Source organism: Micromonospora sp. Mcm103 (genome assembly GCF_024519755.1).
Classification (GTDB): domain Bacteria; phylum Actinomycetota; class Actinomycetes; order Mycobacteriales; family Micromonosporaceae; genus Micromonospora; species Micromonospora aurantiaca.
This window is the reverse complement of the sequence record NZ_JALJRJ010000018.1, coordinates 139374-161275: the sequence shown is the minus strand read 5'-3', so window position 1 is coordinate 161275 and position 21902 is coordinate 139374. Positions and strand designations below refer to the sequence as shown.

The 21902-nt window shown below is 71.6% G+C and carries 23 protein-coding genes and 2 pseudogenes; 19 read left to right on the top strand and 6 right to left on the bottom strand.

Going from position 1 to position 21902, the window contains the following annotated elements:
- Positions 1-12: 12 nt before the first annotated feature.
- The 6 genes and pseudogenes from OC439_RS22100 (at position 13) to OC439_RS30390 (ending at position 3979) form a co-directional block, all read left to right on the top strand.
- Positions 13-771, top strand: coding sequence for an SDR family NAD(P)-dependent oxidoreductase (locus OC439_RS22100; RefSeq protein ID WP_116507002.1), 759 nt, complete (start codon positions 13-15; stop codon positions 769-771).
- 32 nt (positions 772-803) lie between these two features.
- Positions 804-1976, top strand: coding sequence for an acyl-CoA dehydrogenase family protein (locus OC439_RS22095; RefSeq protein ID WP_262015100.1), 1173 nt, complete (start codon positions 804-806; stop codon positions 1974-1976).
- Positions 1973-2437 (top strand): MaoC family dehydratase, encoded by a 465-nt coding sequence (locus OC439_RS22090; protein ID WP_194799872.1) that lies wholly within the window; start codon positions 1973-1975, stop codon positions 2435-2437. Before OC439_RS22095 ends, OC439_RS22090 begins: the two co-directional genes overlap by 4 nt.
- Positions 2434-3234, top strand: a pseudogene (locus OC439_RS30320) (AMP-binding protein); the annotation flags it as partial. The gene OC439_RS22090 and the pseudogene OC439_RS30320, both read left to right, overlap by 4 nt.
- Positions 3230-3493, top strand: a pseudogene (locus tag OC439_RS30395) (AMP-binding protein); the annotation flags it as partial. The pseudogenes OC439_RS30320 and OC439_RS30395, both read left to right, overlap by 5 nt.
- A 90-nt stretch (positions 3494-3583) precedes the next feature.
- Entirely contained in the window at positions 3584-3979 is a 396-nt protein-coding gene (locus OC439_RS30390; RefSeq protein WP_410054946.1) for an AMP-binding enzyme, read from the top strand.
- A 316-nt stretch (positions 3980-4295) separates the two neighbouring features.
- Here the strand turns inward: OC439_RS30390 and OC439_RS22080 are convergent, their stop codons facing one another.
- On the bottom strand, positions 4296-4664 hold the full coding sequence (locus tag OC439_RS22080) for a winged helix-turn-helix domain-containing protein (protein WP_262015099.1): 369 nt from the start codon (positions 4662-4664) through the stop codon (positions 4296-4298).
- 100 nt (positions 4665-4764) lie between these two features.
- Between OC439_RS22080 and OC439_RS22075 the strand changes: the two genes are divergently transcribed.
- Positions 4765-5382, top strand: coding sequence for a disulfide bond formation protein DsbA (locus OC439_RS22075; RefSeq protein WP_262015098.1), 618 nt, complete (start codon positions 4765-4767; stop codon positions 5380-5382).
- A gap of 35 nt (positions 5383-5417) precedes the next feature.
- Positions 5418-5717: a hypothetical protein gene (locus OC439_RS22070; protein ID WP_262015097.1), complete on the top strand. Its 300-nt coding sequence runs from the start codon at positions 5418-5420 to the stop codon at positions 5715-5717.
- Between the two features lie 78 nt (positions 5718-5795).
- Here the strand turns inward: OC439_RS22070 and OC439_RS22065 are convergent, their stop codons facing one another.
- Positions 5796-7031: an MFS transporter gene (locus OC439_RS22065; RefSeq protein ID WP_262015096.1), complete on the bottom strand. Its 1236-nt coding sequence runs from the start codon at positions 7029-7031 to the stop codon at positions 5796-5798.
- 88 nt (positions 7032-7119) lie between these two features.
- On the opposite strand from OC439_RS22065, the gene OC439_RS22060 reads away from it, so the two are divergent.
- Entirely contained in the window at positions 7120-7740 is a 621-nt protein-coding gene (locus OC439_RS22060; RefSeq protein ID WP_262015095.1) for a CGNR zinc finger domain-containing protein, read from the top strand.
- 33 nt (positions 7741-7773) lie between these two features.
- Here the strand turns inward: OC439_RS22060 and OC439_RS22055 are convergent, their stop codons facing one another.
- Positions 7774-8562: an SAM-dependent methyltransferase gene (locus tag OC439_RS22055; RefSeq protein ID WP_262015094.1), complete on the bottom strand. Its 789-nt coding sequence runs from the start codon at positions 8560-8562 to the stop codon at positions 7774-7776.
- Between the two features lie 281 nt (positions 8563-8843).
- Here OC439_RS22055 and OC439_RS22050 point away from each other — a divergent pair, with 281 nt between their 5' ends.
- The 6 genes from OC439_RS22050 to OC439_RS22025 all read left to right on the top strand — a co-directional run bounded on the left by OC439_RS22050 (position 8844) and on the right by OC439_RS22025 (position 14847).
- Positions 8844-10853, top strand: a complete 2010-nt coding sequence (locus OC439_RS22050) for a hypothetical protein (RefSeq protein WP_262015093.1) — start codon at positions 8844-8846, stop codon at positions 10851-10853.
- Positions 10854-10886: 33 nt separating this feature from the next.
- Positions 10887-11282 carry a hypothetical protein gene (locus tag OC439_RS22045; protein WP_262015092.1) on the top strand — a complete coding sequence of 132 codons (396 nt, stop codon included), beginning with the start codon at positions 10887-10889 and terminating at the stop codon, positions 11280-11282.
- 255 nt (positions 11283-11537) lie between these two features.
- On the top strand, positions 11538-12224 hold the full coding sequence (locus tag OC439_RS22040; RefSeq protein WP_262015091.1) for an ABC transporter ATP-binding protein: 687 nt from the start codon (positions 11538-11540) through the stop codon (positions 12222-12224).
- Entirely contained in the window at positions 12221-12916 is a 696-nt protein-coding gene (gene urtE, locus OC439_RS22035) for an urea ABC transporter ATP-binding subunit UrtE (protein WP_262015090.1), read from the top strand. Before OC439_RS22040 ends, urtE begins: the two co-directional genes overlap by 4 nt.
- Positions 12917-13101: 185 nt before the next feature.
- Complete coding sequence (locus OC439_RS22030) at positions 13102-14169, top strand: lytic polysaccharide monooxygenase (protein WP_262015089.1); 1068 nt, start codon at positions 13102-13104, stop codon at positions 14167-14169.
- Between the two features lie 93 nt (positions 14170-14262).
- Positions 14263-14847, top strand: coding sequence for a hypothetical protein (locus tag OC439_RS22025; RefSeq protein WP_262015088.1), 585 nt, complete (start codon positions 14263-14265; stop codon positions 14845-14847).
- A gap of 156 nt (positions 14848-15003) precedes the next feature.
- On the opposite strand, the gene OC439_RS22020 is transcribed toward OC439_RS22025, so the two are convergent.
- Complete coding sequence (locus OC439_RS22020) at positions 15004-15501, bottom strand: hypothetical protein (protein WP_262015087.1); 498 nt, start codon at positions 15499-15501, stop codon at positions 15004-15006.
- Positions 15494-16825, bottom strand: a complete 1332-nt coding sequence (locus OC439_RS22015) for a molybdopterin-dependent oxidoreductase (protein WP_262015086.1) — start codon at positions 16823-16825, stop codon at positions 15494-15496. Before OC439_RS22015 ends, OC439_RS22020 begins: the two co-directional genes overlap by 8 nt.
- 186 nt (positions 16826-17011) lie before the next feature.
- Here OC439_RS22015 and OC439_RS22010 point away from each other — a divergent pair, with 186 nt between their 5' ends.
- On the top strand, positions 17012-18073 hold the full coding sequence (locus OC439_RS22010; RefSeq protein WP_262015085.1) for an NAD-dependent epimerase/dehydratase family protein: 1062 nt from the start codon (positions 17012-17014) through the stop codon (positions 18071-18073).
- A 37-nt stretch (positions 18074-18110) separates the two neighbouring features.
- Here the strand turns inward: OC439_RS22010 and OC439_RS22005 are convergent, their stop codons facing one another.
- Positions 18111-19592, bottom strand: a complete 1482-nt coding sequence (locus tag OC439_RS22005) for a hypothetical protein (RefSeq protein ID WP_262015084.1) — start codon at positions 19590-19592, stop codon at positions 18111-18113.
- A gap of 145 nt (positions 19593-19737) precedes the next feature.
- Between OC439_RS22005 and OC439_RS22000 the strand changes: the two genes are divergently transcribed.
- From OC439_RS22000 to OC439_RS21990, 3 genes are read left to right on the top strand one after another with little or no spacing between them, the layout of a single operon-like run.
- The gene (locus tag OC439_RS22000; RefSeq protein WP_262015083.1) at positions 19738-20412 is read left to right on the top strand and encodes a glycosyltransferase family 2 protein; all 675 of its coding nucleotides are present in this window, start codon (positions 19738-19740) and stop codon (positions 20410-20412) included.
- Positions 20409-21083 carry a DUF2064 domain-containing protein gene (locus tag OC439_RS21995; RefSeq protein ID WP_262015082.1) on the top strand — a complete coding sequence of 225 codons (675 nt, stop codon included), beginning with the start codon at positions 20409-20411 and terminating at the stop codon, positions 21081-21083. Before OC439_RS22000 ends, OC439_RS21995 begins: the two co-directional genes overlap by 4 nt.
- A complete protein-coding gene (locus OC439_RS21990) occupies positions 21080-21727 on the top strand; it encodes a class I SAM-dependent methyltransferase (RefSeq protein ID WP_262015081.1) in 648 nt (215 codons plus the stop codon). The genes OC439_RS21995 and OC439_RS21990 overlap by 4 nt, the downstream gene beginning before the upstream one ends.
- Positions 21728-21902 lie beyond the last annotated feature (175 nt).

Below are 21902 nucleotides of genomic sequence, written 5' to 3'. Positions count from 1 at the left end.
AAGGGGAGAACCGTGACCAGATTCGCCGACCGGGTGGCCGTCGTCACCGGCGCCGGGCAGGGCATCGGCGCGGCGACCGCGCACCGGCTGGCCGCCGAGGGCGCCGCCGTCGCCGTGGTCGACCTCGACGAGGAGCGCAGCCGGGCGGTCGCCGACGAGATCACCGCGGCCGGCGGCCGGGCCGTCGGCATCGGCTGCGACGTGACCGACCCCGCGGCGGTGGCCGCGATGACCGACCGGGTGGTGCAGGCGTACGGCGGGTTGCACGTGCTGGTGAACAACGCCGGCATCACCCGCGACGACCTGCTGTTCAAGATGCCCCTGCCACACTGGGAGGCGGTGCTGACCACCAACCTGACCAGCATGTTCCTCTGCTGCCAGGCCGCCCAACAGCACATGGTCGCGGCCCGCTACGGCCGGATAGTCAACCTCAGCAGCCGCTCCGCCCTCGGCAACCGGGGCCAGGTCAACTACGCGGCGGCCAAGGCGGGGGTGCAGGGCCTGACGGCCACCCTCGCCATCGAACTCGGCCCGTACAACGTCACGGTCAACGCCGTCGCCCCGGGCTACGTGGCCACCGCGATGACCGCCGCCACCGCGCAGCGAGTCGGCAGCAGCCCGGAGGAGCATCAGCGGACGGTCGCCGAGCACACCCCGCTGCGCCGGGTCGCCCAGCCGACCGAGATCGCTTCGGTGATCGCCTTCCTGGCCAGCGACGACGCGTCGTACGTCAGCGGACAGACCCTGTACGTCAACGGTGGCGCGCGCTGAGGCGCGCCGGCGGACCAGCACCCGGAGGGGACATGGACTTCGCGCTTTCCGACACCGAGCGGGCGATCCGCGACACCGCCCGCGACTTCATCACCAGGGAGGTCATGCCGCTGGAGCAGGAGCTGCTGCGGCGGGAACGGGCGCACCGGCCCGGACTGGAGCACAGCGAGCTGCGCGAGTTGCAGCTCAAGGCGCGCAAGTTCGGGTTCTGGGGGCTGGCCACCCCGGAGGAGTACGGCGGCATGGACCTGCCGGCCGTCACCCAGTCCCTGATCTGGACCGAACTCGGCCGCTCGTTCGTGCCGTTCCGGTTCGGCGGCGAGGCGGACAACATCCTGTTCCACGCCAATGACGAGCAGAAGCGCGAGTACCTGGTTCCGACCATCGAGGGGGAGCGGCGCAGCTGCTTCGCGATCACCGAGCCCGGCGCCGGCTCCGACGCGGCCAACATCAAGCTCAGCGCCCGCCGCGACGGCGACGACTGGATCCTCAACGGCGAGAAGACCTTCATCACCGGCGGCCACGACGCCGACTTCGCCATCGTGATCGCGGTGACCGACCGGGAGAAGGGCGCCCGCCGCGGCGGCGCCACCGCGTTCCTGGTGGACCGGTCGATGGGCTGGCGTTCGGAGTTCATCCAGACGATGGGCGAGGGTGGCCCCGCCTCGCTGGTCTTCGACGACGTCCGGGTGCCCGGGCGCAACATCCTCGGCGAGCCCGGGCAGGGCTTCAGCCTCGGCATGGAGTGGATCGGCAAGGGTCGCTACATCATCCCGTCGCACGCCGTCGGCATCGCCGAGCGGGCGTTGTCGATGGCCATCGACTACGCCAACACCCGGGAGACCTTCGGCGCGAAGATCGGCACCAACCAGGCCATCCAGTGGATGATCGCCGACTCGGAGACCGAGCTGGAGGCGGCCCGCTGGCTCATCCTGCGCGCCGCCTGGACCGTCGAGCAGGGCATGGACCCGCGGCACGCCTCTTCGATGGCGAAGCTTTACGGCGCGGGCATGGTCAATCGGGTGGTCGACCGCGTCCTGCAGATCCACGGCGGCATGGGCTACACCCGCGAGCTGCCGATCGAGCGCTGGTACCGGCAGGTCCGGCTCTACCGGATCTTCGAGGGCACCGACGAGATGCAGCGACTGATCATCTCCCGCGACCTGCTGCGCGGCTACACGAAGCTGGGAGGGCACCTGGCATGAGGGTCTTCGCGTCCATCGAGGAGTTGGCCGAGGCGACCGGCGAGACCCTGGGCCCCGGCCCCTGGTTCCGGATCGACCAGCAACGGGTCGACCGGTTCGCCGACGCCACCGACGACCGCCAGTGGATCCACATCGACCCGCGACGGGCCGCGGCCGGCCCGTTCGGCGGCACCATCGCGCACGGCTACCTCACGTTGTCCCTGCTGCCGGCGCTGGCCGGTGGTCTTTACCGGGTCGAGGGGGTGGCCATGGGGGTCAACTACGGCCTCAACCGGGTGCGCTTCCCGGCCCCGCTCCGGGTCGGCAGCGCGGTCCGCGCCACCGCGACCCTGGCCGAGGTGTCACCCGTGGACGGCGGCGTGCAGGTGGTCACCGCGGTCACGGTGGAGAGCGACGCCGGCGGCAAGCCGGTCTGCGTCGCCGAGACGGTCAGCCGCCTGGTGCGGGGCGTGGCCCGATGACCGCGCTGTCGCTGGCCATGGTGCTGGCCGAGTCCGCCCGCCGGCACGCCGACACCGTCGCCGTGGTCGACGGCGACACCCGGGTGACGTACGCCGAGCTGTGGCTGGAGGCGCGCAGCTACGCCGCCGGGCTGCGCGAGCGGGGGGTCGGCCCCGGCGACAAGGTGGCCCTGCTGGCCCCGAACGTGGTGGACTTCCCCCGGGTCTACTACGGGGCCCTCGCCGCCGGCGCGGTGCTCGTCCCGGTGCACCTGCTGCTGACCGTGGACGAAGCGGCGCACGTGCTGACCGACAGCGGCACGAAGCTGCTGGTGTGCCACAGCTCCCAGCTCGCCCTGGGCGCCGCCGCCGCGGCGGCGGCCGGCGTGCCGCTGGTGACCGTCGGGCCGGCGGCCGCCGGCGCGGTCGCGCCCCGGCTGGAGGAGCTGAGCCACCCGCTGCCACCGCTGCCGTCGTACGTCACCCGGTCGGCGGAGGACCCGGCGGTGGTGCTCTACACCAGCGGCACCACCGGGGTGCCCAAGGGCGCCGTGCTCACCCACCTCAACCTGGTCATGAACGCCACCGTGAACGTCTTCGACGCCAACGACGCGCGCAGGACGGACGTAGTGCTCGGCTGCCTGCCGCTGTTCCACAGCTTCGGCCAGACGGTGGCGATGAACGGCACCTTCCGGATCGGCGCGACGCTGGTGCTGCTGAGCCGGTTCACCGGGCCGGCCGCCATCGACCTGATGCTGCGTGAGGGGGTGGACGCCTTCCACGGCGTGCCCACCATGTACGTGGCGCTGCTCGATGCCGCCCGGGACCGGGACGACCTGCCCCGGCTGCGGCTCTGCGTCTCCGGCGGGGCGTCCGCTGCCGGTGGCCGTGCTGGAACGGTTCCACGCCGCCTTCCAGACGACGGTCTTCGAAGGGTACGGGCTCTCCGAGACCTCACCCACCGCCACCACCAACCAGCCGCACTTCGGCACCCGCGCCGGGACCATCGGGCACCCGGTGTGGGGCGTGGAGGTGGAGATCGCCCGCGCGGAGGTGGACGAGCGGATCGAGCTGTTGCCGACCGGAGAGCTCGGCGAGATCGTCATCCGGGGGCACAACGTCTTCGCCGGTTACCTGGGGCGGCCCGAGGCGACCGCGGAGGCGGTGGTGGACGGCTGGTTCCGTAGCGGTGACCTGGGACGCAAGGACGCCGACGGGTTCATCACCATCATCGACCGGAAGAAGGACATGATCATCCGGGGTGGCTTCAACGTCTACCCACGCGAGGTGGAGGAGGTCCTTGCCGGGCACCCGGCGGTCGGCCAGGTGGCGGTGATCGGGGTGCCCGACCCGCGTCACGGCGAGGAGGTCTGCGCGGTGGTGGTGGCGGACCCGGCCGGCCCGGGCCTGCCCGACGAGCAGGAGATGATCGACTGGTCGCGGGAGCATCTGGGCCGGCACAAGTACCCGCGGCAGGTCCGGTATGTCGACGACCTGCCGCTCGGGCCGAGCCACAAGGTGCTCAAGCGGGAACTACGTCGCCGGATGGCCCCGCCCGACTGACCACCGCCCGCCGTCCGCTGCCACCCGGCCAGGCCGCGGCCCTCGTCGCGCTCGCCGCGCATCGAGGGCCGCTTCCTCCGGCTGTCGCGCCGGCGAGGGTTGCCCGTCGTCGTGCTCGGCGGGCGGTCCCGGCGGTGGCGACGAATACTGAGCCGATGACCAACCCCGACCTCGATCCGAGGTGTGCCCGCCGAGCGGCCCGCGTGTGGACGTGCCGGACGGCCCCGGCGCACTCCTCCCGGACACCCCCCGGGTGACGATCGTGCTGACCGAGGACGGGCTGCCGCAAGTCCGGTCGGTACACGATCTATAAAGCTCACGGGGAGCCACAGCCAGGGGGCGGGGGCCGGCCCGCCCGGCACCAGCCGGCCCACATGGCCTCGGTGTGCAGCAGCGCCCGGGGGCGTACCCCGGCGGCCGGTGCCGGTCGGGCCGCACGGGCGGCCGGCTCGTCGGTCACGAAGGTCGCCGCGCCGGCCCGGGCGACCGCCAGGCCCTCGGCGGTCAGTCGCGCGTAGGCGACGAGGACCGTGTTCCGGGCGACGTCGAGCCGGCGGGCCAGCTCGCGGGTGGGTGGCAGCCGTTCGCCGGGACGCAGCCGGCCGTCCAGGATCGCGTCCAGCAGCTGCCGGTAGATCCCCGACGCACGGTCGCCGGGGCCGGCGAGGCCGACGTGGATGTCCACGGCGGTGCCCCAACATTGGCCCAATCAGAACGGTCAGAATCGGTGCTTCCTCGCACCAATTCCCGGGCCTTGAATGACTGTGGGAAAGGAGGACCCTCCGATGACCGTCGTTGACATGTGGTTCGATCCGAAGTGCCCGTGGGCCTGGAACACCTCCCGGTGGCTGCTGGAGGTCGAGCGGGTCCGGGACGTGGAGGTGCGCTTCCACGTGATGAGTCTGTGGCTGCTCAACCAGGGCCGCGACGGGCTGGAGCCGTGGTACGAACGGTGGCTGTCGAACACCCTCGGCCCGGTCCGGGTGCTGACCGCCGTCGAGCAGAAGCACGGCATACCGGTGCTGCGGGAGCTGTACACCGCGTTCGGCAACCGCATCCACCATGAGAAGACGCCGATCGGGCCCGACCTGTACCGCGACGCGCTGGTCGAGCTGGACCTCGACCCCGCCTTCGCCGAGGCCGCCGAGTCCACCGACCACGACGACGCGCTCCGGTCGAGCCACCACAACGGGCTCGACCCGGTGGGGGAGGACCTCGGCACCCCGGCGATCCACGTGCCCGGGCCGGACGGCACGGTCAACGCGTTCTTCGGCCCGGTGGTGAGCCCGGTGCCGCGCGGCGAGGAGGCCGGCCGGCTGTGGGACGGGGTACTGCTGGTCTCCGGCACGCCCGGCTTCTTCGAGCTCAAACGCGGACGTACCGGCGGACCGCGGGTCGACTGATCGCACGACCGACGTACCACGAGACGAGGAGCGTTGTGCTGCTCGATCGCGGTGATCTCTGTCGTGAGCTGCTGGTATCGGGTGGCGAGGGACTTGGGCGCCAGCTTGCTGGCTGCCTCGATCCCGGCAAGCTGACCGGGGCGGCACCACGTCGCGGCGTCAACGAGCTGCGCCAGCGACAGGTGCGCAGCCGGTCGCGCTGGGCCTGCGGGCGGTGCGCCCGGCTACCCGAGGTGGTGCCGACGGACACGGCGCGGCCTTCGCAGCGGCGGCTGGACGTGCTGCGGGACCGTCCGTACGCCCTGATCATGATGCTGAACGCGTCATGCATCTGAACATGCCGTTGCTCAGCCCCGACGGCTCCGGCGTCGACCGCCGTGGCCCGCCCCGGCGGCGGCGCCGGTAGCCCTGGCCTAGACGCGGGTGGGCCGGCTGGCCGAGGAACTGGATGTACCCCCACCGGCGCTTGCGTGACGAGAGTCCGCACCGAGGCTGAGGCGGAGCGTGGGCCGGATGGTTCGTTCGCCGAGAGCCAGCACCAGGGCGGCTACGCCGAGCAGGGCGCCGATCAGCACCGTGGCGCGCACACCGTGGCTGGGCAGGGTCAGGCCGCCGACGAACGCGCCGGCGGTGATGCCGACGTTGACCGCGGCGGAGACCGTGGCGGCGGCGAGGTCGGAGCGCCCGGGGGCCACCTGCAGGACGAGGCCGCCGAGCGTCGCGGTGAACGCGGCGAACGCCAGTCCGGCCAGTGCGATCAGGGCGACGGACACCGACGGCCGTTGGCCGAACGTGTACAGGCCGAGCAGTGCTGCCGATTGCAGTGCGACGGTCGTGCGGAGAGCGAGCCACGGGCTGCGGTCCAGCAGCGCGCCGACGGCGAGAATGCCGAGCACGCTGGCGATGCCACGCACGAACAGGATGGCCCCGACTGATGCCGCAGGGAATCCGCTGACCTCGGTGACGAAGAGGGCGACGTAGGTGTAGGCGGCAATGGCGCCGGCGGTCGCCAGGACGGCAATCGCCACCAGCAGCCAGAAGCGTCGGGCGTCGGGCGTCGCACCTCGGGCGGCGTGTCCGTCTTCCGGCCGCGTCGAGGGCAGCAGCGTGGCCACCACGACGAGCACCACCGCGCCGAGCCCGGCCACCGCCAGGAACGAGGTGCGCCACCCGGCGCGGTCGCCCAGCCAGGTGCCTGCGGGTACGCCCAGGGCCAACGCGACGGTGCCGCCGGCGAACACGACCGCGACGACCCGCCCGCGTAGTGCGGGCCGGAACAGCTCAGCCGCAGCCGGCACCACCACGGCCCAGAACAGCGCATGGGTCGTTGCGGTGACCATCCTGGCGAACAGGAGCAGCGCGAAGGTGCTCGTCAGTGCCGTGACGGCGGTGCTGAGGACGAAGCCGGCCAGGAGCGCCGACAGCAGCCGGCGGCGAGGGACCCTGCGGACCAGCGCCGTCAACGGGACCGAGGCGACCATCACCACTGCGCCGTACGCGGTGACGAGCATTCCCACCTGCGGCGGCGAGACGGCCAGGTCCACCGCCATCGGGAGCAGCAGCCCGATCGGCAGCGCCTCGGCGGTGGTGTAGAGGAACGTCCCACCGGACAGGCCGATCAGCGCCCCCAGTGCCCGTCCGCGTCTCATCAGACCCCCTGTTTCCAGTAAAACCGCTTATGGTGGCAACACGCTAGCGGTGCCCGTCGATGCGGGTCAACTGGTAAAGTGAGTTTCGATGGAAACACTCGAGGGTGTGACGCGGGTGCGCCTGGTGGGCGGCAATCTCGCGCTGGATTTCGTCAACACCCGTACCGGTCCGCCCGTCGGATCTCCGGACGGCGACGTGCTGACCGGCTACCCCGAACTGGTTGCCTGGAGCGTGTACGCGGGTGCGCTCAGCGAGCCGGAGGCGGAGGCGTTGCGCCGGCTGTCACACGATGATCCGGCCGGCTCTCAGACCGCCTTCGCCCGATCGCTGCGGATCCGCGACGATCTCGACGACGTGTTCCGGGCAGTCGCTGCCGATCGCAGCCCGGACAGGTCCGTCCTGGCCCGTCTGCGAGACGACGAAGCGGACGCGCTCGGCCACGCACGACTCGATCAAGGGCGTACGTTCGGATGGACCTGGCGGGACGACCTGACCCTTGCCCGGCCGCTGCGGCCGGTGGTGCACGCGGCGGTCCAACTCCTCACCACGGGCGCACTGGACCGGATCAAGGGATGCGGCGGCTGTCGCTTTCTCTTCCACGACGAGAGCAAGAACCGCAGTCGCCGGTGGTGCAGCATGGACGACTGCGGAACGTCCGAGAAGATGCGCCGCTACGTCGCGGCGCGACGCACCCGCACGACGAGCTGAGGCTGGCCTGTCACGATCCGGCGGTTCGGCTGGTCAGTCGAGCCGGCCCACCCCGCAGTAGGTGGAGAAGCGGCGGGGGTCCTCGTCCGGGTCGACCGGCCAGTCGGGCCGCCACTCGGGCAGCTGCACCAGCCCTGGCGGAATGAGGGTGTAGCCGGTGAAGAGCCGTTCGATCTCGGACCGGCTGCGCAGGGTCATCCGGGCGGTGTTGGCGTACCCCTGGTTGTAGGTGTCGCGTAGCGCCAGCGCGTCGGAACGTTCGTCGGAGGAGGCGTGTGACAGGGCGAGATAGCTGCCCGGTGCGAGCCGGTCGCGGTAGCGGGCGATGATCGGCGCCGGGTCGGTGGCGAGCTGATGCAGCACGCCGACCAGCAGTACCGCGACCGGCCGGTCGAGGTCGAGCACGTCGTGCAGTGTCGGGTCGTCGAGGACGGCGTCGGGCCGGGTGAGGTCGGCGTGCAGCACCACGGCCCGGGGGTCGTCGGCCAGGAGGCGTCGGCTGTGGTTGTACGCCACGGGGTCGATGTCGACGTACGCGACGACGGTGTCCGGGGCGGCCTGGCCGGCGACCTCGTGCACGTTGCCGACCGTGGGGATGCCGGAGCCGAGGTCGAGGAACTGCCGGATGCCCGCGTCGACCAGCGCGCGGACCGCGCGGCGCAGGAACGCGCGGTTGGCCCGCATGATGTGCCCGATGTCGGGCATGGCCTGCTCCATGCGGGCCGCCAGCGCGCGGTCCGCGGCGAAGTTGTGCGACCCGCCGAGGAAGTAGTCGTAGACCCGCGCAGGGCTGGGCGTGTCGAGATCGGGGGTGAGGTCCATGACACAAGTGTCCGCCGATACGCCTGTTCCGCGCTGCCCTGGCTGGGCGAACCGACCATCTGCACGGCGGCGCCGAAACCGCCGTACCCGCGCTTCACCGCCACCATTCCCGAGCCCGGAGAATCGCGCGTGATGTGCGGCCTTGACCGGGCAGCGGCCGCGCTCCACCAGCGACACCCGACGACGTTCTGGGCGTCCACGACGTGCGGAAAGCCGGAAACGCGGTTCTCCGAATGACGTTCGCTTCCGTAGGATCTCCGGCGATCAAAGGGGATGAGACGGTGGGCGACTTCCAGCAGTTCGTGACAGATGTGACCTCGCGTCTGTCCACCATGTCCAGGGGCGAGTTGTACCTCGTGGGCGACGGTCTCGACCGGGACTCGCTCTGGCTCACGTTCCTCGAGTCCTTCCCCGCCGGCACCAACCTGCGGTTCCGTGAGCGATCCGAGTACGACTGCTCGACCTGCCGCGGTTTCATCAAGCACTTCGGCAACGTCGTCGAGATACACGACGGGCGGGTCCGTACCGTCTGGTCCGGGGTGTCGGCATCCGACCCGGTCTTCTCCGTCGTCGCCGCCGCGCTGGACGAGTTCGTTCTTTCGCTGCCGTTGTCCACCATCTTCCGGTCCAGTCAGGCGCAGTACGGCACGAAGACCACCCGGACGCTGCGCGACGGTCAGGTCGAGGTGTGGCACCACCTGCACGGCCGGGTGGAGAAGCGGCATCGCATCGACGACGTCGGCGCGGCACAGGGCAACTTCGACGCCGCGGTGCAGGTCTTCCAGCGTGGCCTGGCCGAGCTGACCCGGAACGCTCTGGACACCGTCGTCGACCTGATCGACGACAACGCCCTCTACCGCGGCGCGGAGCATCGTCCGGCGGTGACCGAGTTCCGGTCGCTGCGGAACCGGTGGACGGAGGCGACCGACGGACGGGCCTTCGTCTTCGCCAACGCCATGAACCCGGCGGCACGCCTCCGCAACACGGTGATCGGCACCCTCGTCCAGGATCTCTCCGCGGGCGTCGACCTGGAGCAGGCGGTCCGGTCGTTCGAGACGAAGGTGGCACCGCAGAACTACCAGCGCCCCACCGCGTTGATCACCCCGGCCATGGTCAAGGCTGCCATGAAGACCATTGACGAGCTGGGCATCGAGGAGTCGTTGCAGCGACGGTTCGCCCGGCTGTCCGACGTGTCGGTCACCAACGTGCTGTGGGTCGACAACGACACACAGCCGCTGATGAAGGACGGCATCGAAGGGCTTCTCATGCAGGCCGCCACCACGAAGTCGGCAGGTGCGCGCCTTCGCGACGCGAAGCCGGAGGAGGTTCCCGTGGTCTCCTTCATGAAGGACATCCTGCCCGGCGCCACCACCATCGACCTGTGGGTCGCCAACAGCTACGAGCCGCACTTCGTCAGCCTCACGACCGGCCGGCACCCGGCTGCTCCGCGATTGTTCAAGTGGGACAACGATTTCGGCTGGTCGTACGGCGGCAACGTCACCGACTCGATCCGGGAGAAGGTCAAGCGGGCCGGCGGCAACGTCACCGGCAAGCTGCGGGTGAGCCTGTCCTGGTTCAACCACGACGACCTCGACCTGCACGTGTTCGAACCCAACGGCGACCACATCTGGTACCAGGAGAAGCGCAACAAGCTGGACGTCGACATGAATGCCAGTGGGCCCCTCTCCCGCGAGCCGGTGGAGAACGTCACCTGGGCCGACCGTGTCCCCGACGGCGAGTACCGGATCGAGGTGAACCAGTACCGCAAGCGGGACAGCACCCAGGTCGGCTTCGTGATCGAGACCGAGAGCAACGGAAAGATCGAGCATTACCGCCACGAGCGCGCGGTAGGCCACAAGGAGACCGTCGAGGTGGGCCGGATGACGGTTACCGACGGTGTGATCACCGCTTTCCGTCCGGGTAAGGACGTGCAGGCGGGCAACGCGGGCAAGGAGCTGTGGGGCATCACCACCGAACAGTTCGTGCCGGTGTCCACCATCATGTACTCGCCGAACTACTTCGACGACAACGAGGTCGGCAACCGGCACTACTTCTTCATCCTGAAGGGGTGCGTGAACGACCAGCCGACGCGGGGAATCTACAACGAGTTCCTCCGCGGCGACCTGCAACCGCACCGCAAGGTGTTCGAGGTTCTCGGCGACCGCACCAAGTGCGAGCCGTCTCCGGATCAGCTTTCCGGCCTCGGCTTCAGCTCCACGGTCCGCAACTCCGTGGTCGCCAAGGTGGCCATGACCGGCGGCCGGCGCCGCCTCATCAGCATCCAGTTCTGATTCCCCACCCCGACATCGGGGAGAGAGGCCACCGTGACCATTTTTGAGAAGGCCACGCGGGAGAAGTTCCGCTATCCGTCGGCCAAGGGACTGCTGACCACGGAACAGTTGTGGGAGCTTCCGCTGACCGCCAAGTCCGGTTTCAGCCTCGATGACGTGGCCAAGGCGGTCAACGCCGAACTCAAGGCCGTCGACACCGAGTCGTTCGTGGCCACCGAGGCCAATCCGGCCAAGGCGACCCTGGAAACCAAGCTGGAGGTCGTCAAGCACGTCATCGCCGTCCGCCTCGCGGAGGACCAGGCGGCGAAGGCGGCGGCGGCCAGGAAGCTGGAGAAGGAGAAGCTGCTGGCGGTCCTGGGCCGCAAGCAGGACGCGGTCCTGGAAAACCTGACCGAGGCAGAGCTGCTGGCACGAATCAACAACCTGTAGCCCGCCTGCGGTCGGCCTCCGCCAGCCGGCCCGCACATCGGCCGGACGCCCCGTCATCGGCATGGGCGTGCACGGGATCGGGGACACGACCCACAGGCTCACGGTGCGCGCTGAGATCGGCTTCAGCGCGCACCGTCTGCGTTTTCGCCGGCAGGGCTCGATCCCTCATGCCGAGCACACTGTTGCCCCCGCCGGTGGCGATCCTCTACGGTCGGCTGAAGCGGTGGGCGGTGCGGTCCGCATCCGACCGACACCGTGCCCGCCGGTGACATCCGGTTCCTGATCGGGCCGAACGGCGCCGGCAAGACCACAGTGGTCGACGCGATCACCGGTCTGGTGCGGGCCACCGGCTCGGTGCGCTTCGGCGACCAAGAGCTGCTGGGCCGCCCGGTGCACCGGATCAGCCGGCTCGGCATCGGCCGGACGTTCCAGACGTCGGCGGTCTTCGAGGAGCTGTCGGTCGTGCAGAACCTCGACATCGCCGCGGGCGCCCGCCGGAGCTGGGCCACCCTGGCCCGGCGCCGGCGGGGGATCCCCGACGAGGTGGCCGCCGCGCTGGAGACCATCGGGCTGACCGGCCGGGCCGACGAGCTCGCCGGCACGCTCGCGCACGGCCAGAAGCAGTGGCTGGAGATCGGCATGCTGCTGGTGCAGGACGCGCGGCTGCTGCTGCTCGACGAGCCGGTCGCCGGGATGAGCCACGAGGAGCGCGACGCCACGGGCGCCCTGCTGGAGACGGTGAGCCGGGACCGCACGGTGGTGGTGATCGAGCACGACATGGACTTCCTGCGTCGCTTCGCGCGCAGCGTCACAGTGCTGCACGCGGGGAAGGTGCTCAGCGAGGGCACTGTTGCGCAGGTCCAGGCGGACCCGCGCGTGCAGGAGGTCTACCTCGGCCACCCGGTCGACGCCGGGCCGGTCCCCAGCGGTCTGGCGGCATGATGCTGACCCTGCGCGGGGTGCACGCCGGATACGGGCGTTCCCGGGTGCTGCACGGCGTGGACCTCGCCGTTCCGCCCGACGGGGTGGCCGCGGTGCTCGGGCACAACGGCGCCGGCAAGAGCACACTGCTGCGGGTCGCGGCGGGCCTGCTGCGGCCGACCGCGGGCACCGTCGAGCTGGACGGCGAGGACGTCACCCGTCTCGCGCCGCACGAGCGGGTGGCGCGCGGCATGGCGTACGTCCCGCAGGGCCAGCAGTGCTTCCCGCACCTGACGGCGGCGGAGAACCTGCGTCTCGTCGCCGACGCCCGGCGCGACGGCGCGGTGGCGACGGCGGAGGTGCTGGACCTGTTCCCGGCGCTGCGTCCGCTGCTGCGGCGGCGCGCCGGGCTGCTCTCCGGTGGCCAGCGTCAGCAACTCGCCGTCGCCCGCGCGTTGATCACCCGGCCACGGCTACTCATGCTCGACGAACCGACCGAGGGCATCCAGCCGTCGGTGGTCGCCGAGATCCAGGAGCGGATCGTCGAGCTGACCCGGCAGTCCGGCTTCAGCGTGCTGCTCGTCGAGCAGCACCTCGGGTTCGCGCTGCGGGTGGCGAACCGCTACCACGTCCTCGAATCCGGCCGGGTCACCTCGCACGGCGACGGGGGAGTCGAGGCGGAGCGGGAGGTACGCGCGGCCCTCGCGGTCTGACCCGATACGTCGGTATCGATTTACATTGACAGCCGTCTTTACTAACATCGTGGCTGGGAGTCGCCAAGCGCTGCTGGGCAGCAGTGCCGTCCACCCCTGGGACGGCTTGAATCGATCGGCGTCACCTTCTCCGGGGTGGGCACCCAGCGAGGGCCACTGGGCGCCGGCGCATCCACTGGAGCATCATGAGAATCTCACGGACAGCACGCCGTCTGGGACTGGGCGCGGTCGCAGTTCTCGTCGCCTCGTTCACGATGGTCGTCGTCAATCACGCCGTTCCGGCCTCGGCGCACGGATCGGTCACCAACCCGCCGTCACGCAACTACGGATGTTACGAGCGCTGGGGTTCCGACCACCTCAACCCCACGATGGCCCAGACCGACCCGATGTGCTGGCAGGCGTGGCAGGCCAACCCGAACACGATGTGGAACTGGAACGGCCTGTACCGCGAGAACGTCGGCGGCAACCACCAGGCCGCCGTGCCGGACGGGCAGCTGTGCAGCGGCGGTCGCACCCAGAACGGCCTGTACGCCTCGCTCGACGCGGTCGGCGCGTGGACCGCGAAGCCGATGCCGAACAACTTCACGCTGACGCTGACCGACGGCGCCAAGCACGGTGCCGACTACATGTTGATCTACATCACCAAGCAGGGCTTCGACCCGACCACCCAGCCCCTCACCTGGAACAGCCTCGAACTGGTGCTGCGCACCGGCAGCTACCCGACCACCGGGCTCTACGAGGCGCAGGTGAACGCGGGCAACCGCACCGGGCGGCACGTCGTCTACACCATCTGGCAGGCATCCCACCTCGACCAGCCGTACTACCTCTGCAGTGACGTGATCTTCGGCGGTGGTGGCACCCCGCCGCCGACGACCCCGCCGCCCACCACGCCGCCGCCCACCACTCCGCCGCCGACGACTCCGCCGCCCACCACGCCGCCGCCGGCGGGCAACGGTGCCTGCACCGCCACCTTCCGCAAGACCAGCGAGTGGTCCGGTGGCTTCGGCGCCGACGTCACCGTCCGGGCCGGCAACGCCGCCATCTCCGGATGGACTGTGGCGTGGACCTGGCCCAACGGCCAGAGCATCACCAACGCCTGGAACGCGACGGTCACCTCGAGCGGTTCGTCGGTTACCGCGTCGAACGTCGCCTACAACGGTTCGCTGAGCGCCAACGCCACCACCAGCTTCGGCTTCAACGCCTCCTGGAACGGCACCAACTCCACACCCACCCTCACCTGCACCGCTCGGTAACAGCGCATCTGCGGTGGGGTGGCGCGGCACGCGCCACCCCACCGTCGGCGCCCTCCGCCACCATCAGGAACCGCGATGAGGTGAGGAACGACAATGACTTCCCGGGTAGGCGTCGGCGGCTGGTACCGGAGCCGCGTCGTGTGGATCGAGGTGTGCCTGCTGGCCGCGTCGATCGGTGTGGCCGCCGTGGTCACCTCGACCACCCCGAGGACGGACCCGGCAGCTCTCCGCCAAGAGATCCTGACCCGGATGCGCACGACCCTCGAGCAGGCGGACCCGAAAGATCATCAGCACGCCGGGCACACCGCCCCAGAGGTGCCAGCCGGAGAGCAGGCCGCGCCGGCGGTCGTCTGCGGAGTCCATGTCTACGGTTACGAGCCCACCGGGGCCGCCACACTGGCCGACGTCCGGACGGTCTACGGCTTCCACCTCTGCGGCGTCGCCGAACAGAAGCGCCATTGGGACGGGGCGGTCAAACTCGTCGGCCCGGTGATCATGGACATGACCACCCGGCCTCCCGGCATTCAGGTGGTCGAGGCGACCGCCGACGTCAGGTTCGTCGACCGGCTACGGGAGATGTTCCCCGACAAGTACGAGGAACTGGCACTCAGGGAAGCGCTTCCTCCACCGGAGATGGCCGACCTGCGGCGTCGGTACGACGCCGCCGCCGGCCTCTGACCACGCCGAGCGGCCGATACCCGCTGCGCGGCGCCGCAGGCGGCGAGGGCGAGAACGACAGCGGTCAAGGCGCCCGCACCGGGCAGGGAAGCGCTACGAGGACCGGACATGAGCGGATGTCGGACCGGCCCCTGGTCGAGCAGGACCACCTGATTCTCACGTCTCCGCCGGTGGTCGACGGGCTGCTCGTCCTGGAGTCCGGCGTCGCTGCGGACGCAGCGTGCCACGACGGTGCCGCAGCGCGTAGAGCGCCGCGCTGACCGCGAAGATCGCTGCGCTGGCCAGCAGCCAGCGGGCCAGCAGCGGCTGCGGGGTCAGGCCGGTCGCCGCCGTGTACGTGTCGCCGCCGAGCCCGAGGATGCCGGGAAGATAGACGAGCAGGAGCAGTCCGGAGGCGAGCGCGGGCACCCGCACGTGATTCAGCGCCGATCGGCGCCCGCCCACCGCGGCGCGCAGCGCCCGGTCGACCAGCGCGTAGAACGGGAACAGGAGCAGGTCGTGGGCGATGACCGCGCCGACGAACCAGAGCAGCATCCGGCCGGCGGCCGGTTCTCCGGCCAGCCGCAGAGCTATCCAGCCGGTCACCGCGAAGCAGCCCAGCAGGAGCAGCAGGTGCCAGGGCGCGGCGCCGTAGCCACGCCGGAACTCAGTCATCGGGCTGGTCCTCGAAGGTGATGTCGCGGACCCACTTCGTGCAGTGCACGCCCGGCAGCGCCGGCACGATGATGCGGGCGGGGTAGCCGTGGTCGGCCGAGAGGTCCACGCCGTTGACTCTCAGGGCGAGCAGCGAGTCGGGGTGGCGGACCTGGTCGGCCTGTAGCCGGGCCTGACGGAACAGGCCGCCCCGTTCCAGCGACTCGACCCGCGCCACGGCGCTGCCGGCTGCGCCGACCAGCGCCGCGAGGTCCCGTAGCCGCACCCCCGTCCAGGTCTGCGTCGTCGACCAGCCCTCCACGCAGGCGATCGGCAGGTCGGCGGTGTGCTGCGTCATCGCGAGCAGGCCGTCGCGGTCCACCTCCACCGTGCGGCTGCCGGCGCGCACCGTCAGCCGCCACTGAGCACCGGTGTCGTCGGGTCGGACACCGGCCGCGGCGGCGGTCCGGTTGACCGGGAAACCGCTGGGTCCGTCGTCGTGCTGCCGGCCCCGCGGTAGCAGCAGCGCGGTACGGCGCAGCACCCCGTCCAGGCTCTGCCCGACGGTCAGCGCCGCCAGCAGCAACGTGCCGCCCCCGGTCAGGGCGAGGACGCCACGCCGGCTCATCGTCGCCGGGCCGGGCCGGCGGGCCACCAGCCCGTCCGGATCCGGCGGCTCCGGCACGGTCTCCTCCGTGGTCGTACGCATGAAGCGCGGGCCGCGCAGCGCGGAGATCGTACGAGGAAGCTTGATCAGCACGTGCGCGACGAGGGCGGCGGTGAAGATCCAGGCGCCGTACCAGTGCGCGGTGTAGAAGTCGAATCCGAACAGGTAGGCGTACTGGATGTTGAGCAGGCCGGTGGCCGTCTCGAAGAGGATTCCGCCCACCAGGAGCAGCAGGGAGAGCAGTTCGAGCACCTGGGCCACGGACCGGGCCGGCGGCCAGTCGAACAGCTTGGGTACCACTGACCAGAGTTTCGCCACGACCACCGGTACCAACACGATGCCGAGCGTCACGTGCAGTCCCTGGGTGAGTCGGAACAGCCAGGCGGGACGGGTCGGCCAGTCGAAGACGGGAGGGTGCAGCCAGCCCACGTCGCTGGGAAATGCCTGGCCGAGCCGGGGGCCGTACGCGATCCAGTCCAGTAAACCGGTGATGATCACCAACGGGAGCGTGGCGAGCAGGACGACGCCGAACACGGACGTCAGCCAGGGACCACGCACCGGACTGCGCCACGCGTCGGCGGCGGCGTCGGCTCCGGGCGGGCGATGCCGGTCCAACGTACGCCACAGCCGCGCCGGGTAGGCGGCAGGTGGTTCGTCGGACGGCGGGTCGGCTGGCACGGTTCCTCCAGTCGGCGAGGCCGTCGGACCGGACGCGACGGGCTTCGTGCAGGACGCTAACCGGCAACGGCGCCCTCGGGCGGGCTTTGCCGCATTACCGAAGGCTTACCGGCCGTCCCCTTACGAAGTGCTGACGTCGGAGCCGAACGAGCCCCGGCGGCTTCTCCGCTGACCTAGCGTGACGCAATGCGGGTACTCGTCACCGGCGCCGCCGGGTTCATCGGATCGCAGGTCGCGGACCTGCTCGTCGCGCAGGGCCATCAGGTGGTGTGCCTGGACGCGCTGTTGCCCCAGGCGCACGGGAGTGAGCCGCCCGAGTGGTTCCGCCGCCATGAACCGGTCGTCGGCGACATCCGCGATGCGCACCTGCTCGACGATCTGCTGGCGGGCGTCGACGCCGTGTGTCACCAGGCGGCGATGGTCGGGCACGGGCTGGACCCGTCGGATGCGCCCGACTACGTCAGCCACAACGACTACGGCACGGCGGTGCTGCTGGCAGCGATGCACCGGGCCGGCGTGTCTCGCCTGGTGCTGGCCAGTTCCATGGTCGTCTACGGCGAAGGGCGATACACGTGCGCCCGGCACGGCGTCGTCCGGCCGGCCCCACGCCGCGCCGCCGATGTCGCCGTCGGCCGGTACGACCCCACCTGCCCGGTCTGCGCCGGCGCACTCGCCAGCGCGCTCGTGCCGGAGGACGCCCCGCTCGAACCGCGCAGCACCTACGCGGCCAGCAAACTGGCCCAGGAGAACCTGGCCGCCGCGTGGAGCCGGCAGACCGGGGCGGGGGTCTGGGCACTGCGCTACCACAACGTGTACGGCCCCCGGATGCCCCGCGACACGCCGTACGCCGGAGTCGCGTCGATCTTCCGGTCGGCGCTGGCCCACGGCCGGCCGCCGCGCCTCTACGAGGACGGCTTGCAGCAGCGCGACTTCGTGCACGTCTCCGACGTGGCGCGCGCCAACGTGCTGGCGCTGACCGCTCCGGCTCCGGACGGCCTGGTGCCGGTGAACGTCTGCTCCGGCCGGCCGCACACCGTCGGTGATCTCGCCACCGCCTTGGCGGCGGCGATGGACGGTCCGGCGCCGGTGGTCGTCGGCGGTGCCCGGCCGGCCGACGTGCGGCACGTGGTCGCCGATCCTCGCCGCGCACGCGACCTGCTCGGATACACCGCACAGGTCAGCTTCGCCGACGGGGTGGCCGCCTTCGCCACGGATCCGCTGCGGGAACGCGCCGCCGTGTCGGTCTGAGCGGCCCGCCCCGGCCCGCCACCGGCGGCAGGGCGGCTCACGAGACGGTGAACACGAGGTGATTGACGGCGAGGGCGGTGAGCGCCTGCCCGGCCAGCCACCAGCGGTGCGTCGCGGCGGGTAGGTGCGCCACGGCGACGAGCAGCCAGACCGTGAACGGTAGCCAGATCCGCTCGACCTCCGCCTTGCTCATGCCCGACAGGTCGGCGGCGAGCACCGCCAGCACCGCGGCGGCCGGCAGCAGAACGGTCGGCCCCAGTGTCCCGACCCGTCGCGTGAGCGCGCCGAGCCGCCGGTTCCGCACCGCGACGTGGGTCAGCGGGGCACCGCCAGGTGCTGGTCTGCCGGTGCCGGGCGTCCAAGCGACCGGTGCCGGGGAACCGTCCCACCCTCGCCAGGCCCGGCGGGCCGCGTGCAGAGTGCGACGCAGTGCCGGTCCGACGACCGGACCGGCAGAGAGCAGCAGCGCCGCCAGGTTCGCCCAGACCCAGTAGGCGTACGGACGGTCGGCCGCCCAGCCCTGGTAGTAGCGCTCGACCACCCGGTCGTACCCCTGCCACCAGTGGAAACCCGCGACGGTGAACACCGTCGCCACAGTGGTCACCCCGGCCGCACCGGCGAGCAGCGCGGCAACCCGGCCTCCTGGACGCAGCGCGAGCACGACGAGAGCCAGGGGCGCGACGAGTACGAAGCCGTAGGACAGGTACAGCGCGAAGCCGAGCAGCACGCCGCCCGCCAACGCGGTCGCGGTTCCCCGCACGGCCAGCAGCGCGAGGCCGGCGGCTATCACCCCGGTGAAGAGACCGTCGGCGGAGGCACCCACCCAGACCGCTCCGGGCAGCAGCACCAGGAACGGCAACGACGCGCGGGCGGCCCCTCCGGCGCCCAGTGCCCGCAGGGCGATCGGCACGGACACCACGACGCTCGCCCCGACCAGGACGCAGGCCATCGCCGCCGCCGTGCCACCGCCCAGGCCGACCCGGTCGAGCGCGACGAACACCAGCAGGGCACCTGGTGGATGGCCGGCCGTGTGGGTGGACCACGAGTCCGGCTGGAAGTCCAGGATGCGGTCCGCGAAACCGGCCAGCATCCGCCCGACATCGGTGACCCGGGGTACCTCGTGCAGATACTCCGCCTGCGGGGTGAGCCGTGTCGTCAGCCCCGCCGACCAGCCGTCCACCAGCGCCAGGGCGAGCGTCCAGCCGACCGCCGCCAGGTAGCCGACGGACAGCAGAGGGCCCCACCGGGCGGTGCGGGCCCACTGCGTTCCGGGGCCGACCACCGCGGCGGCGATCGCCAACGCGGCCGGCGTGCCCCAGCCCAGGTGCGGTCTCCAGGTGGCATAGAGCGGCGCGGCGTCGGCGTGCAGGCCCACCCCGGCCCGGTTGAGCATCGCGCCCACCGCGACGGCGGTGACCAGCAGCGTCGCCTCGACGCCCAGCACCAGCAGGTCCCCCCGGTGTCGATCCGGGAGGCGGTGGTGGACGGACGAGCGGGAAACGGTGGCACCGGGTCTCATGTCGACCGGACGGTACGGCTCGGTTCCTCCGCTGTCAGCCGCTTCGCCGGTACGTCACCGGACGGTAAGAAGCGTCGGCTCGGTAAGTGTTCCGTAAGGTTGAATCGAGCGCGCACCGTCGTCGGGCGGCCCTAGCGTCGGCGGTATGCCGACACAGATCGACGTGGTGCTGCCGTGCCTGGACGAGGCCGCTGCTCTGCCCGCCGTGCTGACCGCGTTGCCGCCCGGGTACCGGGCGATCGTCGTTGACAACGGGTCGCGCGACGGCTCACCCGAGGTGGCCGCCCGGCACGGGGCCCGGGTGGTGCACGAACCACGGCGCGGGTACGGAGCGGCCGTGCACACCGGGGTCGAGGCCGCCGACACGGAACTGGTCTGCGTGCTGGACGCCGACGGCTCGTTCGCTCCCCGGGAGTTACCCGCTCTGGTCGCCCTCGTCGAAGACGGGGTCGCTGATCTGGCCGTCGGCCGTCGCCGACCGATCGGCGCCGGGGTGTGGCCCTGGCACGCCCGGGCGGGCACGGCGCTGGTCGCCGCGCTGCTGCGGCACCGGGGCATGCCGCTGCGCGACCTCAGCCCGATCCGGGTGGCGCGCCGGGAGGCGCTGCTCGCCCTCGGGGTCACCGACCGGGCCTTCGGCTATCCGCTGGAGCTGTTGATCCGAGCCGCCGCGGCGGGCTGGCGCATCCACGAGGTGGACGTCACCTACGCACCGCGCGCTGCCGGCACCCGTTCCAAGGTCTCCGGCTCGGTGCGGGGCACCCTGCGGGCCACCCGAGACTTCGCCGCCGTGTTGCGTACCGTCCGGAAGTCCCGGTGACCGTCGTACTGGTGATGGCCAAGGCGCCCGTGCCCGGTCTGGTGAAGACCCGGCTGTGCCCGCCGGTGACTCCCGTCCAGGCCGCCCGGCTGGCCGCCGCCGCGCTGCTCGACACCCTGGACGCCGTCCGGGGGACACCAGGGGTGACGCCGGTTCTGGCGTTGGCCGGACATCTCGCGGAAGCCGTGGACGGCGTGGAGCTGATTGCCGCCCTCGCCGGTTGGTCGGTCCTGCCGCAGCGCGGCACGGACCTCGCCGACCGGCTCGCGCACGCCCACCTCGACGTCGCCGAGACGTTCCCCGGCCGCTGGGTGCTGCAGATCGGGATGGACACCCCGCAACTGACCCCGGCGTCGCTGGCCTCCGCCGTGCGCCGGCTCGAAGATGCCGACGCGGCGCTCGGCTTCGCCCACGACGGCGGCTGGTGGGCGCTCGGGCTGCACGACCCCCGGCAGGCCGTGATGCTACGGGCGGTGCCGATGTCGACGCCGGTGACGGGCCGATCGACATGGTCCGCGCTGACCGGACGCGGGTTACGCCCCGTGCCGCTGCCCGTGCTGCGGGACGTGGACGACTGGTCCGACGCGCACGCCGTGGCGTCGGCGGTCCCGGACGGCCGGTTCGCCCGCCAGGTCGAGGCCGTGCGTCGCGACATGGTGGTACGCGCGTGAACGGGGACGGATTCGCCTCCGCGCTACGCGACCCCGCCGGAGACGTGCACTGGCTGGTGCCTGCGGATGGGCCCAGCCGCCGCCTGCCGGTGGAGCGGTGGCATCGGCAGGCCACCGCCGCGGAGGCGACGGTGGTGGCCCGCTGTGCCGGTCCCACCCTCGACCTGGGGTGCGGTCCGGGCCGGATGTCGGTGGCATTGACCAGGGCCGGGCTGAGCGCTGTGGGGGTGGACGTGTCGCCGCGGGCGGTGGCGCTGACCCGGGCGCGCGGCGCGGTCGCCGTGCACGCCGACCTGTTCGGCCCGCTGCCGGCCGAGGGACGGTGGGCACACACGGTACTGCTCGACGGGAACATCGGCATCGGGGGCGACCCGGTCGCGCTGCTGCGGCGGTGCGGCTCGCTGCTGTGTTCGTCCGGCACGGTGCTGGCCGAGCTGGAACCGCCCGGCGCCGGTGCCTGGCAGGGGCAGGCCCACGTGGAGACCGGACGACACCGGGGGACCCCCTTCCGCTGGGCGTGGCTGGACCCGGATGCGATGTCAGGTGTCGCTGCGGCGGCGGGACTGCGGGTCGGCGAGGTGTTCCGGTCGGGTGGTCGCTGGTTCGCCGAGCTGACCCGGATGGACCGTTCCGCAGCGCCATGACCTCCACCTGGGTGAACACCGGCCGTCCGGGTGGCCGGGCTGAGGCCGGCCCGGACGGCCGGCGAGCGTGCCGTTCCCCGGCCGTTGCCCGGTCCGGCCGGCTGCCGTACGCGGCCCCGGCTCGCCCTCACGATCCGTGAGGGGCAACCATGCCCTTGAACCGCCTGCTGACCCT